Source organism: Clostridium sp. KNHs216 (assembly GCF_006714885.1).
Classification (GTDB): Bacteria; Bacillota; Clostridia; order Oscillospirales; family Acutalibacteraceae; genus Caproiciproducens.
In genome coordinates this window covers 2,759,210-2,773,583 of the sequence record NZ_VFMF01000001.1, presented here as the reverse complement: position 1 = coordinate 2,773,583, position 14,374 = coordinate 2,759,210, and the positions used below count along the sequence as shown (strand labels likewise).

14 protein-coding genes are annotated in these 14,374 nt (G+C 52.5%); 10 read left to right on the top strand and 4 right to left on the bottom strand.

Annotated elements, in window-relative coordinates:
• Positions 1–10: 10 nt before the first annotated feature.
• The 3 genes from LY85_RS13355 to LY85_RS13345 all read left to right on the top strand — a co-directional run bounded on the left by LY85_RS13355 (position 11) and on the right by LY85_RS13345 (position 3,202).
• On the top strand, positions 11–859 hold the full coding sequence (locus LY85_RS13355) for a class II fructose-bisphosphate aldolase (RefSeq protein ID WP_141827043.1): 849 nt from the start codon (positions 11–13) through the stop codon (positions 857–859).
• A gap of 338 nt (positions 860–1,197) precedes the next feature.
• Positions 1,198–2,304, top strand: a complete 1,107-nt coding sequence (locus LY85_RS13350; RefSeq protein WP_141827042.1) for a PfkB family carbohydrate kinase — start codon at positions 1,198–1,200, stop codon at positions 2,302–2,304.
• A complete protein-coding gene (locus LY85_RS13345) occupies positions 2,285–3,202 on the top strand; it encodes a pseudouridine-5'-phosphate glycosidase (protein WP_141827041.1) in 918 nt (305 codons plus the stop codon). The genes LY85_RS13350 and LY85_RS13345 overlap by 20 nt, the downstream gene beginning before the upstream one ends.
• A 195-nt stretch (positions 3,203–3,397) precedes the next feature.
• Here the strand turns inward: LY85_RS13345 and LY85_RS13340 are convergent, their stop codons facing one another.
• The 4 genes from LY85_RS13340 to LY85_RS13325 all read right to left on the bottom strand — a co-directional run bounded on the left by LY85_RS13340 (position 3,398) and on the right by LY85_RS13325 (position 7,393).
• Positions 3,398–4,879, bottom strand: a complete 1,482-nt coding sequence (locus LY85_RS13340; protein ID WP_243122561.1) for a rhamnulokinase family protein — start codon at positions 4,877–4,879, stop codon at positions 3,398–3,400.
• A 20-nt stretch (positions 4,880–4,899) separates the two neighbouring features.
• Positions 4,900–5,679, bottom strand: a complete 780-nt coding sequence (locus tag LY85_RS13335) for a DeoR/GlpR family DNA-binding transcription regulator (RefSeq protein WP_141827040.1) — start codon at positions 5,677–5,679, stop codon at positions 4,900–4,902.
• 162 nt (positions 5,680–5,841) lie between these two features.
• Positions 5,842–6,447 (bottom strand): class II aldolase/adducin family protein, encoded by a 606-nt coding sequence (locus LY85_RS13330; RefSeq protein WP_141827039.1) that lies wholly within the window; start codon positions 6,445–6,447, stop codon positions 5,842–5,844.
• 13 nt (positions 6,448–6,460) lie between these two features.
• On the bottom strand, positions 6,461–7,393 hold the full coding sequence (locus tag LY85_RS13325) for a hexose kinase (RefSeq protein ID WP_141827038.1): 933 nt from the start codon (positions 7,391–7,393) through the stop codon (positions 6,461–6,463).
• A 411-nt stretch (positions 7,394–7,804) separates the two neighbouring features.
• On the opposite strand from LY85_RS13325, the gene LY85_RS13320 reads away from it, so the two are divergent.
• The 7 genes from LY85_RS13320 (at position 7,805) to LY85_RS13290 (ending at position 14,333) form a co-directional block, all read left to right on the top strand.
• A complete protein-coding gene (locus tag LY85_RS13320) occupies positions 7,805–9,310 on the top strand; it encodes a sugar ABC transporter ATP-binding protein (RefSeq protein WP_141827037.1) in 1,506 nt (501 codons plus the stop codon).
• Between the two features lie 16 nt (positions 9,311–9,326).
• Positions 9,327–10,265: a sugar ABC transporter permease gene (locus LY85_RS13315; protein ID WP_081928129.1), complete on the top strand. Its 939-nt coding sequence runs from the start codon at positions 9,327–9,329 to the stop codon at positions 10,263–10,265.
• A 63-nt stretch (positions 10,266–10,328) separates the two neighbouring features.
• Entirely contained in the window at positions 10,329–11,315 is a 987-nt protein-coding gene (locus tag LY85_RS13310) for a substrate-binding domain-containing protein (RefSeq protein ID WP_038321973.1), read from the top strand.
• Positions 11,316–11,389: 74 nt separating this feature from the next.
• Positions 11,390–12,223 carry a PHP domain-containing protein gene (locus tag LY85_RS13305; RefSeq protein WP_141827036.1) on the top strand — a complete coding sequence of 278 codons (834 nt, stop codon included), beginning with the start codon at positions 11,390–11,392 and terminating at the stop codon, positions 12,221–12,223.
• Between the two features lie 24 nt (positions 12,224–12,247).
• On the top strand, positions 12,248–12,898 hold the full coding sequence (gene rpe / locus LY85_RS13300; protein ID WP_141827035.1) for a ribulose-phosphate 3-epimerase: 651 nt from the start codon (positions 12,248–12,250) through the stop codon (positions 12,896–12,898).
• 211 nt (positions 12,899–13,109) lie between these two features.
• Positions 13,110–13,841: a flavodoxin family protein gene (locus tag LY85_RS13295; protein ID WP_141827034.1), complete on the top strand. Its 732-nt coding sequence runs from the start codon at positions 13,110–13,112 to the stop codon at positions 13,839–13,841.
• A 63-nt stretch (positions 13,842–13,904) separates the two neighbouring features.
• The gene (locus tag LY85_RS13290; RefSeq protein ID WP_038321977.1) at positions 13,905–14,333 is read left to right on the top strand and encodes a GtrA family protein; all 429 of its coding nucleotides are present in this window, start codon (positions 13,905–13,907) and stop codon (positions 14,331–14,333) included.
• Positions 14,334–14,374 lie beyond the last annotated feature (41 nt).

The following is a 14,374-nucleotide window of genomic DNA, read 5'->3' as shown; positions in this document are numbered from 1 at the left end:
AGGCAAGCGAATTATGCTGGTAACTACCAAAAAAATGCTCAACGACGCCAGAGACGGCGGATACGCGGTGGGCGCTTTCAACGCGGAAAACGCCGAAATGGTCTGGGCCATTGTCAACGCCGCGGAAGAACTGAAAGCTCCCGTCATCATTCAGACGACATCCTCGACCTTAAAATATTTTCCGCCCGCCTATTTCGCACAGCTGGCGAAGGCGGCCGCCGAGTCCGTCAGCGTGCCGGTGGCCATTCATCTTGACCACGGCGCGAGCTTCGAGCTGGCGAAGGCATGCATTGACAGCGGCTACACCTCCATCATGATCGACGGCTCCGCCCTTCCCTACGAGGAAAATGTCCGCGTCACACAGAAAGTACGCGATTACGCGGATAATTTCGGCATTCCGGTCGAATCCGAGCTGGGAAAAATCGGCGGAAAGGAAGACGACACCGAGAGTGACGAGGACCAGTACACCGACCCCGACCAGGCTGCGGACTTCGTGAACCGCACCGGGATTTCCTCTCTGGCCGTCGCCATCGGAACCGCTCACGGCATCTACGCCAAAAAGCCGGTGCTCGACTTTAACCGCACCACCATGATCCGAAAAGTGGTCTCCATCCCGCTGGTCATGCACGGCGCTTCCGGCCTTTCCGACGAGGCGCTGCGCGAAGGCGTGGAAAAGGGCATGTCCAAAATCAACTTCGCCACCGAGCTGCGCATCGCGTTTACTGACGCTATTAAAGCGCACATGGCGGAGCACCCGAACGACTTTGACCCGAAAAAATACATGGGTCCCGCCCGCATTGCCGTAAAGGAACTGGTAAAAGCGAAAATCCGGGTTTGCGGCAGCGCAGGAAAAGCATAATTCCCTGACTCCCTCGCAGAGGGAGCCAAATCCTTCCGCGAAATTGCGGGGCAAGTTTTTTGACGCTCCCGAATCATAATTTCCCATCGCAGTGAAAAGCTGCGATGGGAAATTTTTTTGTTGCAAACAAAAGAGAAACATGATATTATAATCATGTGCTTATTATATAAACAATTGATTATAAAATTTACAGTATCCTTACAGCAATTCCATTTCAGTTTGCGGGACAAGACACGTTTCTCCCCCGTCTTCGGAGGGGGAGAAACACAGCCTTATTGCAAAATCAACTGGAAATGCTATCGCCTGTAACAGGGTGGCTGTAAAAAGGAGGGGGCCTTTTGACAAACAGGGAACAGGAAATCATTGAACTGATCCGGAAAAATCCGATGATTACGCAGAACGAGCTGTCGGAACAGCTTTCCATTACACGTTCTTCCGTCGCGGTGCACATCACCAACCTGATGAAAAAGGGCGTGATTAAAGGGAAATGCTATCTTCTGGACGACGAGCCGTATGTCTGTGTGGTCGGCGGGGCAAATATCGACATTCAGGGCTTTCCCGGCGAACAGCTGGTCATGAACGACTCCAACCCCGGCAACGTAAAGATTTCGCACGGGGGCGTCGGCAGGAATATTGCCGAAAATATCAGCAGGCTGGGCGTCGCCACCCGGCTGATCACCGCGGTCGGCAACGATGACTACGGCCGAGGGCTCCTGGAAGCCGCCGGGAAATGCGGAATGGATATGAAGCATTCGCTGGTGTCGGACGAATACCCCACTTCCATTTACCTTTCCATTCTCGACGAAGAGGGCGACATGAAGGTCGCGATCGCCCAGATGCACGTGCTGGAAAAGATCACCCCGGAATTTATTGAAAACCGCAGGCAGCTGATCAAACGCGCGCAGCTTTGCGTCATTGACACGAACCTGCCGGAAAAGACCCTTGTTTTCCTGACGCAGGAGTTCCCGGAAATGGACTTTTACCTGGACACGGTTTCCACCGCAAAGGCGGTCAAGGTGAAAAACATTCTGGGCCGCCTGCACACGATCAAACCGAACCGGCTGGAGTCTGAAAAGCTCACCGGAATCAAAATTACGGACGAGGACAGCCTGCGCCGGTCGGGAGAATTCTTTCTGAAGCAGGGCGTCAAACGCGCGGTGATTTCGCTCGGCGGCAGGGGAACCTATTACCGCGACGAAAAAAACGAATTTATTCTGGAAACGGAAAAGGCGAAGGTGGTGAACGCCACCGGCGCGGGGGACGCGTTTATGGCCGGGCTGGTTTACGGCAGCCTGAACAAAATGAGCCCGGAGGAAGCCATCCGCTTCTCGGCGGCGGCTTCCAAGCTTGCGCTCCGCCACGAAAACACGATCAACCCGGATATGTCCGTCAAAAATATTCAAAAGCTTATGGAGGAAACGTACCATGTTAAAAGACTATCTTGAAATCAATCCCGGCGTACAGAAGGCTCTGGATGCCGGAAAGCCTGTCGTTGCTCTGGAATCCACCATCATTTCCCACGGCATGCCCTACCCGCAGAATGTGGAAACGGCGCGCAATGTGGAAAAAATCGTCCGGGAGCACGGCGCGGAGCCCGCTACCATCGCGATCATCGGCGGAAAGATCAAAATCGGCCTGACCGACGACGAGCTGGAGCATCTGGGCACGGCGAAAAACGTTATCAAGACCAGCAGAAGGGATATCCCCTTCATCATCGCCAAAAAGGCGGACGGCGCCGCCACGGTGGCGACCACCATGATTCTGGCGGCGCTGGCGGGCATCAAGGTCTTCGTCACCGGCGGCATCGGTGGGGTACACCGCGGCGCACAGGAAACCTTCGACATTTCCGCCGACCTTGAGGAGCTTGCAAGGACCAACGTCGCGGTCGTCTGCGCGGGCGCAAAGTCCATTCTCGACCTGAAGCTGACGCTGGAATATCTGGAAACCCGCGGCGTGCCCGTCGTCGGTTTCGGCACGGACGAACTGCCCGCCTTCTACACCAGAAAGAGCGGGTTTCAGGTAGACTACCGCGTCGACTCCGAAAAAGAGCTGGCACAGGCGGTCAAGGTCAAATGGGAAATGGGCATCAACGGCGGTCTGGTAATCGCGAACCCGATTCCCGAGCAGTACCAGATGGACAAAGCGGTCATCGACAGGGCCATCGACGAGGCTTTGGCGGACGCCGCGCGCGAAGGCGTCAAGGGCAAGGAAACCACTCCTTACCTGCTCGCCAAGATCAAGGAAATCACCGGCGGCGACAGTCTGGATTCCAACATCCAGCTGGTTTACAACAACGCCGTGGTCGGCACGAACCTTGCAGTGGAGCTCGCGAAGCTGCAGTAATTTATCTCTTATACAGCCGCAAAACGGCGTCACACAGTCTGTGTGGCGCCGTTTTGTTATACTATCTACTATCTACAGCATTCCAGTTGATTCTGCAACAAGATTACGTTCCTCCCCCGCCGAAGGCGGGGGAGGAACGTGTTTTGTCTCGCAAACTGAAATGAAATTGCTGTAATTGCTGCATTGCGTATCGTTTCAGGGAAGCTGATACCGCGCTTTGAAATCCTCATATACCTCGTCCCAGACTTCGGGACGGCACGGGGTGTACTCCCGGATATCCGACGAAAGGCGGACCAGCTCGCGGCCCTCTTCAATTCCGGACAGCTCTCCATGCGCGATCAGCTGAACCATCATGTTCCCGAACGCGGTCGCGTCCGCGGGTCCGGCCACCACCGGCTTATTGGAAGCGTCGGCGGTCAGCTGGCACAGGAACCGGTCCTGCGACCCGCCGCCGACAATATGGATAACGGGCAGCTTTTTCCCCGCCACATGCTCCAGACGTTCGACGGCCCACCGGTATTTCAGCGCGAGGCTTTCCAGCACGCAGCGGACGATCTCCCCCGTGCTTTCCGGCGTGGCGCCGTATTTCTCCCTGCATTTCTCCTGAATTTTCTGCGGCATGTTGCCGGGCCGGAAAAAGGCGATGTCGTCGGGGTCGATCAAAAACGCAAACGGTTTGGCATCCCTGGCCAGCTCCCCAAGCTCGTCAAAAGAAAGGCTGTGATTCTGCGATGCCAGACAGGACTGAATCTCCTGTAAAATCCACAGTCCCATGATGCTCTTGACCATGCGGTGGTGGGCACCGTGATAGCCGCCCTCGTTCGCGATATTGTACAGATAGGTGTATTCATTGATAATGGGTGACGTTACCTCGGTCCCGACCAGCGACCATGTCCCGCTGCTGATGATCGCGCAGTCCCCGGCGCACGGCGCGGACAGATAGGCGGAGGCCGTATCATGCTCGCACACGGACACGACCGGGAACGACGGGATATGAAGGCTGTCACAGAGCCCTTTCTTCAAGCCGCCCACAAAGGTCCCGGGATGAACGATCGGGGCCAGCAGCGTTTCCGGTATCTGATAGGCGGAAAGGATTTCCCGGTTCCAGCCCTTCTTCCGAAAATCGTACATTTCGCTTACGGAGGAGATCGTATATTCCGACACCGCCTGTCCGGTGATGAACTGGATCAGCAGGTCGGGCACCAAAAGCATTTTGTGTGCGTTTTGAAGCAGAAAGGCCTGTCCCGACTGCGCCATGGCGGCAAGATGCATCAGCGTGTTGCTGGGAGCCACCTGGTTGCCGGACAGCCGGTGCCGCAGCGGCGGCGGCATGATCCCGTCAATCTGCGCTTGATAGCGGGTACTCCTTCCGTCCCTGTAGCAGTGAACCGGGGAAAGCAGGCTGCCAAAGGCGTCGATGAACCCGAAGTCGTTGGAAAACGAATCCAGACCGGCGGAAGAAATGCGGCCGCCGGATTGGACGGACGCTTTCTGAATCCCCTCCAGCAGATTGGAGTATATGGAAATAATGTCCCAGAACAGGGAGTCGTTAATCGCGGTGCTGTTATTTTTAAAGCTGTGCACTTTTTGGACGGAAAGGCGGCTGCCGGAGTAGCTGCCCAGAAAAACTTTACCGCTGCTTCCGCCCAGGTCAAAGGCAATGGTATTGATAGTCATATGATCTCGACCTCATCAGGCTATTTTTTTGCGATATCCAGCTTCACGTTGTATCTTTCCAGATATTTCAGCTGATTGATGTCCGCTCTCTCGTCGGTGATAATGGTATCGACCGAAGCAAAATCGGACAGGCCGACCGTGCCGACCTCGGAAAATTTCGTATAGTCGGCGAGAATGTAAACCTCTTTGGAAAGGTTCAGCATTTCCCGCTTTGTGTCCACTTCATAGACGCTGCTGTCGGTAAGCATCGTATTCGGATTGATCCCTTTACAGGAAACAAACGCCTTGTCCGGGTAGAAGGACTTTGCGTTCGCCTGCGAAATACTTCCGTACATTGAAAAATTGGTGCTGCGGAAAATCCCGCCCAGACAGATCATGAGCAAATTATTGTTTTTCAGCGAAGCAGACTCAATCAAAAGCTGAATGGAATTGGTTACAATAGTAATCCGGAGGGATTTGTCAATGTACTTCAATAGATTGGAGGTTGTGGAACTGTTGTCAATAAAAATGGTGTCCCCGTCACAGATATACTGTGCCGCCCGCTTGCAGATAATATTCTTCTCTTCGTACCGCTGTACGCCGCGCACCAGCAGAGGATATTCCTGAACCCCCTTGCTGCTTTCCGTAAACACGGCGCCGCCGTGCGTCCTTTTTACAAAACCGTCGGCTTCCAGTTCCCTCAGATCCCGTCTGATCGTCTCTTTTGAAGCCCCGAACATTTCCGCTAAAGCATTTACATCTACCTTGTTGTTCTTTTCCAGCAAACTGATGATTTCGGCTTTCCGCTCTATCGTGTACATTGAACTCACTCCAAACAAGTATTCTAAAATACAATTATTATATCATATTTCAGATATACTCTCCATGTATTTTGTAAAGTTGCCGAATCAAACCTCGTCTGTCAATCAGGATTGACACTTTTCAGCCGAAACAGACAAGACTGTTGATTTTGCGGACCGGTCCTAAATCAGATTCTTAAAGATGTTGCACATCGCGTCGGTCTCGATTCTTTCCAGCATGCTGTAGGCCATATGGATATCCGGGCCGGACACGACGACGCCGTGCAGGGGTAGGATGCAGCCGATCGGCTGCCGGCTGGCCAACTCGCGCCGGTCCTCCCAGTATTTATAGACCTCCTCGGAAAGCTCCGGGGTATACGCCTTGGTATAGGGAATGCACTCCACCGGTCCGCGCTTCATGGTTGCTTCCGTAATGTTGGGAATACTCTTGGTCTGGGACGCGTACACCATGCAGTACTGCGGATGTGCGTGGATGGTACAGCCGATATAATCGAAGTTTTTCAGAATCAGCATATGCATGTGGCCTTCTCTGGAAAGCTTTCCGCTCCCCTCCAGAATATTCATATCGTAATCGATCAGAAGAAAATCATCCTCGTTCAGCTCGCAGAAGCGCCGTTCCGACATCAGGGACGGGGTAATCAGGATCCGGTTGTCCGCAACCTTGACGGCAAAATTGCCGCCGGCGGAGTTTGTCAGCCTTCTGTCCCACATATAATGCGCGACCTTTACCATTTCTCTTCTTTCTTCAATATAGGATAAATTGCTCATAGTAGACCTTCCTTTATTTTAATTTGATAATCTGCACTTTTTCCAGAAGGGCTTTTGCCCGTTCCGGGTCGAACCCGACCGAGAGCTCCGATTCGGCGGTCGCCGCTGAAACCGCGGTCGCGATCCGGATCGTTTCCTCAATGGGCTTGTTTTGCTGAAAGCCGTAGACCAGGCCGGATAAATAGCAGTCCCCGCAGCCGATGGTGTTTTTCACATTTACCCGCGGCGGCGTAACCTTATAAATCTGCGTTCCGTATTTCACAAGGGAGCCCCTGCCCCCCAGCGAAACGGCAATCACGGAAATATTGTATTTGTCCAGGCTGAACAGCGCCTCCACAATCTCTTCGTCGCTTTTCAATTCCCGCCTGCACAGGGACGAAAGCTCGTCCAGATTCGGCTTGATCAGAAAAGGGGACGTTTTCACGCATTTCTCAAGGCTGTCGCCGCTCGTGTCCAGAAACACCTTCAGCTGTTTGCCGGAAAGCGCGTCCAGAATATCGTTGTAGATCATCGGGTTGCTGCAGTTCGACGCGTCCCCGGAAAGCACCAGATACTCCCCCTGCCGGATTTGCTGCCGCATCTGCTCAATCAGGCTGCTCAGGTGCCCCGAAGAAAGAGTGACCCCCTTGTCCGCTACGATGGTACAGTCGTTGGTATCTTCTATTAACAGGTAGTTCGTGCGGCTTTCATTTCCTCCCTCCCAAAGGAAGGATTCCTCCACCCTGCTTTTCCTGAGAACTTCCATGATTTCTTTTCCCGTGTTCCCAAAGCAGATTCCAAACGCCCTGTTCTCCGCGCCGAGGATGCCAAGGTTGATGGATACGTGGGTCCCTTTGCCGCCGATTACGGATTGTGTTTTTTGAATTCGGTTTGTACAGTTCTTTTTTAAATCTGTCAGAAAAATAAGTCGGTCAATTGCTGGATTCAACGTCAGCGTATTAATCACTATGTAATACTCCTTTCGCTCAAACGTCTATATTCAAACATCCGTTTATGTGTCTATGGTCAAATTATAGCACCTGTATTTCCGATTTGCAACCCGATAATCAAATTTGCGGTGTATTTGGTTTTTATATCTATATTAAAGCATTTAAAATAGTATATATTGACCATTTTATTCTAGTTTCCGTAATTTTCCTCGTTTTTTGATTATTGATTTTTTACATAAAATCATCTTATTATTTGTCCTATTTGCATGATTCAACATATTTTCGAAAGCTTTCTATTGCAAATCGAATAGGTAGATGTTATAATCCAAATGTAATCAAACGTTTGAATGTGTGTGTTTTGGGGAATCGAGATTTTTGAGCGCCAAAGAGATTCCCACCATCTATCACATGTAAAGGGGGAGCCCAAAATGGAAGAATACAGGCTGGAGATCAAACACCTGCATAAAAGATTCACGGGCGTCTATGCCATAAAAGATGTGAGTTTCCAGGTGAAGCCCGGGGAAGTTCACGCCATTGTTGGAGAAAACGGAGCGGGGAAATCCACTCTGATGAAAATGATTAACGGGGAGCTGACCCCAAACGAGGGCGAAATCCTGCACAACGGTCAGCCGAGCACCCCGCACAGCGTAGCGGAGGCCAAAAAGCTGGGGATCGCCATGATTCATCAGGAGCTGTCCTCCCTTTCCAATATGACCATTGCGGAGAACCTGTTTCTGGGTCATGAAGAATGCTTCGGCAAGTCTTCCTTTGTAAAGAAAAAGCAAATGAACGAAAAGGCCCGCCAGATTCTGAAAGAGTACGACATGTCTCTGGACCCCAATACCCTGGTGGAAAGCCTGAGCGTGGCGCAGACACAGATGATCGAAATCATCAAAGCGGTCCGCGCGAACGCCGACATCGTCATCATGGACGAGCCGACCTCCTCGCTTTCCAGCAAGGAAGCGGAAAAGCTTTTCCAGATCATCCGGGATCTCAGCAGCAAAAACGTCTCCATTATTTATATATCACACCGTCTGGAGGAAATCCTCGACATTGCCGATTCCATCACCGTGCTGCGGGACGGCCAGTATATTGAAACGGTGGACGCCAGCACGGTTTCACAGGAAAGACTTGTGGAGCTGATGGTCGGCAGAACGCTGGACAACATCTATCCGAAGGAAGACGCACCCATTGCGGACGTCGCGCTGGAAGTCAGGAACCTGAGCCGGAAAGGCGTATTCGACAATGTGTCCTTTCAGGTTCACAAAGGAGAAATCCTTGGGATATCGGGCCTGATGGGTGCGGGCCGCAGTGAAATAGCCCGTGCGATTTTCGGCATCGACAAGCTGGACGGCGGTTCCGTCCTGATCGGCGGAAAAGAGATCAGAATCAAATCCCCGATCGATGCGATCAAAAACAAGCTGGCCATGGTCAGCGAGGACAGAAAGCTGTACGGTCTTGTACTCTGCCGTTCCATTAAGGAAAACATTTCGCTCCCGAACCTGTGGAACCTGTTCAAGGGACTGTTCATCCGCTCGGGTAAAGAGGTGCAGGAAGTCGAAGAGCTGAAAAAAGTGCTGGGGATCAAATGCTTCAGCATCAACGTAAACACCGAAACGCTCAGCGGCGGCAACCAGCAGAAGGTCGTCCTTGCAAAATGGCTGCTTTCCAAACCCGAAATCCTGATTTTGGACGAGCCGACACGAGGGATCGACGTGGGGTCCAAATTTGAAATTTACAAGCTGATGTCGCGGCTTGCAAAGGAAGGAATGGCGATTGTCATGATCTCGTCGGAGCTTCCTGAAATTATAGGAATGAGTGACAGGGTGCTGGTGGTCTCTCACGGGAAAATCTCCGGGGAATTCCTTCGCAACGACATTACAAGCGGCAATGTAACGCAAAAAGAATTGCTGCAAAGCGCTTTGAAAATATAAATTTGGAGGTAATAACATGGAGTCCCGAAAAATTGACACGATGGGTTTGGTAAAAAAATACGGCATCTTTATCGTATTAGTGACATTGTGGGTTGTTTTCAGTCTTTCCTCTTCGACTTTCAGAACTGCGGACAACTTCTCCAATATTCTCAGACAGGTTTCCACCAACGGCATTATCGCGGTCGGTATGACCTTCATCATTATGGTGGGCGGAATCGATCTTTCCGTCGGTTCTCTGGTCGCCGTCGCCGGCGTCATCGGCGGCAGCATTCTGGTGGCCAATCCGGCCAACACCGTGCTTGCGGTGATTGCTTCCGTTGCCGTCTGCTGCCTGTTCGGCGTGATGAACGGATTTTTCGTCGCGAAAGGAAAAGTCCCGGCGTTTATCGTGACCCTGGCCACGATGACGATGGCCAGAGGGTTTGCGTATGTATATTCCAACGGAAAGCCCTACACCCTGAAATCCCCCGATTTTAATCTGATCGGCAAGGGAAACACCCCGATCATTATCTTTATCGTCATTGTCATTCTCGCCCATATTCTGCTTTCCCAGACAAAATTCGGCAGATATGTTTATGCGACCGGCGGAAATGAAGATGCGGCGTCCGCCTCGGGCGTCAATGTAAAATCCATCCTGATGCGCGTCTACATTTTATCCGGCGTACTCACGGGGATCGCCGGCGTCATTCTCGCCGCAAGAACCAATTCCGGCCAGCCCGCTGTGGGTCAGGGCTACGAGCTGGACGCGATCGCGGCCGTCGTCATCGGCGGAACCAGCATGACGGGCGGAAGCGGGACCATACTGGGTACGCTGGTGGGCGTCCTGATTATAGGGACTCTGAACAACGGCCTGAACCTGATGGACGTTTCCTCCTATTATCAGATGATCGTGAAGGGCATTATCATCCTCGGCGCTGTTTTCTTTGATTTGAAATCAAAAAAAGCGGCAAAATAACCACAGGGTTTCTTGTCAGATACAGCAGCCGTCTGCTGTAGTAAATAAAAAGGAGTTATTGAAATGAAAAGAATCAGAAAAATTTTAGCAGCATTACTGGCACTTTCCATCTGCGTTGCTGTAACCGCATGTTCCTCGCAGACAGCTACATCCAGTGCTACTGCATCTACAGCGGCAGAAAGCACTACCAGCAAATCCGGCACATATAAAATCGGCGTATTGATGAAAACCATGTCCGACACTTATTCCAATAAGCTGGGCGAAGCAATTAAAGCTTATGCCGCAAAGACCTATCCCGACGTCGAGCTCTACCTGGTAGACGCCCAGGCCGACATCAACAAGCAGATCGCACAGGCCGAAGACCTGATCGCGAAAAAGGTGAATGTCATCGTTCTGAACGCTCAGGACGCCGACGGCTCCGCTCAGGTGCTCACACTTGCAAAAGACGCGAACATCCCCGTAGTAGAAGTCAACACCCGCACGACCTCCGAGGACTTCACCGCTTATGTCGGTTCCAACGATGAGGAAGCCGGCCAGATCATGGGCAAATTCGTTCTGGAAAAACTCGGCAATAAGGGCGACGTCGCTCTTCTGGAAGGCAACATGGGCCAGAGCGCTCAGCTTCTGAGACGCAAAGGACTGGACAGCACCATTCTGGCAAACAAAGACATCAAACTGGTTGCGGAGCTTTCCGCCGACTGGGCAAGAGACAAGGCCATGTCCACAACGGAAGACTGGCTCGGAAAATACAAGGACCTGAAAGCAATCCTCTGTGAAAACGACGACATGGCAATGGGCGCTCTGGAAGCCGCTGAAGCCGCAGGACGCAAAGACCTCGTTATTGTCGGCGTCGACGCCATCCCCGATGCCCTTCAGGCCGTTTCCGACGGCAGGCTGACCGGAACTGTTCTGCAGGACGCTGCGGGCCAGGCGAGCAAATCCATGGATGTCGCTTACAAAGTAGCCAAGGGCGAAACCGTTGAAAAAGAAAACATCGTCCCCTTCCAGCTGATTACAAAAGACAATGTTGCAAATTATCTCGGCAAATAAGGAAATCCATTCGAAAAGAAGGGCATGGTTCAGTACCGTGCCCTTCTCCATTTTACAGGAAGAAGGAGGCTGCAATGGTCGGAGACCTACATACCCACAGCAGAAAATCGGACGGCTCCATGTACGCTGCGGACATCGTCGCTTACGCGAAGCGGGTCCGTCTGGATTATCTGGCGCTGACCGACCACGACACCATGGCCGGCGTGCCGCTCGCGCAGGAAGCGGGAAAAGAGCTCGGCGTCTGCATCATCCCCGGTGTGGAAATATCCACAAAGGACTATCAGCGCGGCCTGCCGGTGCATATGCTTTGCTATTTTCCGAAGGACACGGAAACCCTGCGGAAGGAGCTGGATAAAACACTCCTGAGCCGGGCCGAAACCAAAAAACAGATGATCGAAAAAATCAGGAAAATCTATCCGGTCACCTGGGAATATATTGAGCGCTTCAGCCGGGAAAGCGAATCGATCTACGAGTCCCACATCATGCAGGCGCTTGCCGACCACGGCTACACCAACACGGTCATCGGCAGCCTGAAGGACGATCTCATCTCCAAAGGCGGCTCCTGCTATGTTCCGAACGACTACCCCGACACCCGCGAGGTACTCCGGCTGATTCACGACGTGGGCGGGCTCGCGGTGGTGGCGCACCCGGGGCAGTTCCATTCCATTCCCCTGTGCGCGGAGCTTGCGGAGAAAAAGCAGATTGTGGGAATCGAATACGCTCACCCGCGCAATACGGAAGAGGTAAGGGCATCGATTCAAAGCATCTGCGCAAAATACGGTTTAATCATGACCGGCGGATCGGATTTTCACGGTCAGTTCGCAAAATCACCCCATCCCCTGGGTTCCTTTCTCACGCAGGAGCCCGCCATTCAAAAGCTGATCGGGCTTTCCAAAAAGCCCACGTAAGTCATCTTCTCAGGAGGAGCTGTAATGAAGAAATTAATTTGTCCGTCCATGATGTGCGCCGAGTACGACTCTCTGGGGCAGGAAACCCGAAATCTGGACGCAGCGGGGGCGGATATTTTCCATATTGATATCATGGACGGCAGCTTTGTACCGAATTTCGGTATGGGCATACAGGATATGGCCTGCATCCGGAAAAACACGGAAAAGCCTCTGGACGTCCACCTCATGATCGACGCCCCCGGCAATTACCTGGGTTTGTTTGTAAATCTGGGCGCCGATATCATCCATATCCATCCCGAAGCGGATCGGCACCCCGCCAGGACGCTGGCCAAAATCAGGGCTCTCGGCAAAGCCGCCGGCATCGCCGTCAATCCGGGGACCTCTATCGAGACCGTACAGGAGCTTTTTCCCCTCGTGGACTATGTGACGGTCATGACCGTGAATCCGGGCTTTTCCGGCCAAAAGTACCTGGATTTTGTCGACGACAAAATCAAACGGCTCACTGGCTTCCAGTCAAAATACGCCTTCGGGATTCTGGTGGACGGAGCCGTCTCCCCGCAAAAAATAGCAAAGCTGAGCAAGGCGGGCGTGGAAGGATTCGTTCTGGGCACCTCCGCATTGTTCGGCAAACAGGAAGAATACCGGACGATCATCAGCAGGCTGAGAGATTGCTGACCTCTGTTATACAAGCAGACCCCCTGCGGAAGCCTGTTCCGCAGGGGGTCTTTCTGCCTGTTTTTTCCATGGATAATCTTTCTGCTCCGGCAGGGATTTGTTTACGCAATTTGCCTTGACAGCCCGCCTTCCGCCCTTTATAGTGGATATCACAGAGATTACTGAAACATCCGGTATCGTCGGCCAGAAAGCCGCAAAAGGAGAGATTTTTATGAAAATCACGGTCATACACGGCAGTCCCAGAAAAGGCAACAGCTACACGGCTACGCAGAAATTTTTACAGGCGATGAAAGAGCATGGAGAAATCGACGTACGGGAATTTTTTCTGCCAAAGGATCTGCCCGACTTCTGCAAGGGCTGCTACAACTGCTTTCTGAGGGATGAACTGGCCTGTCCGCACGCCGGGTATGTACAGCCGATTCTTCAGGCGATGCTGGAAGCCGACGGCCTTGTTTTCAATTCGCCCGTCTATGTGCTCTCCCTGAGCGGCCCCATGAAGTCCTTTCTCGACCATTTCGGCTTTATCTTCCTGCCGCACCGTCCCCGTCCGGAAATGTTCCACAAGAAGGCGTTTATTCTGTCCACGACCGCGGGCGCCGGAACGCGTTCCGCCATGGGCGTGATCGCGAAGAGCCTGAAAGACTGGGGCGTTAACCGGGTATATCAAAGGGGCTTTTCCATGTACAGCCTGAGCTGGGACGAAATGCCGGCGAAAAGGCGGCAAAAATTTGAAAACCGGCTGCGCGCGGACGCGGACAGGTTCTACAAGGCTGTTGCCGGAAAAAGGGACAGACCGCCCTATCTGCAGACCCGGTTTCTGTATTTTATCAGCAAACAGCTGCAGAAAGGCCGCGAGGGTAACCAGCTGGACAAACGCTACTGGAAGGAACACGGATGGCTGGACGGCACTTCTCCGTTTCATTTCGATAAACCGGCCGATTAGTACTTGAAAGCCGGGCCGTTCAATGGTAAACTATAGAAATACTCAGTAATGGCGGTGATACCTTTGGATAAGCTGAAAAAGCTGTGGCGCTTTCTGACGACGCCCGAAATGATCTCCTACATTATTTTCGGCGTTCTTACCACGGCCGTCAATGTAGTGAGCTACGGTCTTCTGCGCCCGGTCATTCACTGGAACGCACAGTGGGACGTGCTGACGGCAAACACGATCGCCTGGATTCTTTCCGTGGCCTTTGCGTTTATCACCAACAAGCTCTTTGTATTCCGCAGCAAAAGCTTCGCGGCAAAGCTGTTCTGGAGGGAGCTTTCCACCTTCGTAGGCGCCCGCCTTCTGTCGCTCGGCGTGGATTCGCTGGGGATGCTGCTCATGGTGAACATGCTGGCCTGGAACGACTGGCTGGCAAAGATCATTATGAACGTCATCGTGGTAATTATGAATTATGTGCTGAGCAAGATGATTATCTTTAAAAAATAATGGAGCGCAGCCAGCGCCCCTGATTATGGAGGAAGTTAAAC

Excerpts from the sequence above, each read along its gene's own strand:
- LY85_RS13345 (WP_141827041.1), top strand. The coding sequence starts at position 2,285 with ATGTTAAAAGACTATCTTGAAATCAATCCCGGCGTACAGAAGGCTCTG.
- LY85_RS13330 (WP_141827039.1), bottom strand. The coding sequence starts at position 6,447 with ATGAGCAATTTATCCTATATTGAAGAAAGAAGAGAAATGGTAAAGGTC.
- LY85_RS13335 (WP_141827040.1), bottom strand. The coding sequence starts at position 5,679 with ATGTACACGATAGAGCGGAAAGCCGAAATCATCAGTTTGCTGGAAAAG.
- LY85_RS13315 (WP_081928129.1), top strand. The coding sequence starts at position 9,327 with ATGGAGTCCCGAAAAATTGACACGATGGGTTTGGTAAAAAAATACGGC.
- LY85_RS13310 (WP_038321973.1), top strand. The coding sequence starts at position 10,329 with ATGAAAAGAATCAGAAAAATTTTAGCAGCATTACTGGCACTTTCCATC.
- LY85_RS13305 (WP_141827036.1), top strand. The coding sequence starts at position 11,390 with ATGGTCGGAGACCTACATACCCACAGCAGAAAATCGGACGGCTCCATG.
- LY85_RS13320 (WP_141827037.1), top strand. The coding sequence starts at position 7,805 with ATGGAAGAATACAGGCTGGAGATCAAACACCTGCATAAAAGATTCACG.
- rpe (WP_141827035.1), top strand. The coding sequence starts at position 12,248 with ATGAAGAAATTAATTTGTCCGTCCATGATGTGCGCCGAGTACGACTCT.
- LY85_RS13340 (WP_243122561.1), bottom strand. The coding sequence starts at position 4,879 with ATGACTATCAATACCATTGCCTTTGACCTGGGCGGAAGCAGCGGTAAA.
- LY85_RS13295 (WP_141827034.1), top strand. The coding sequence starts at position 13,110 with ATGAAAATCACGGTCATACACGGCAGTCCCAGAAAAGGCAACAGCTAC.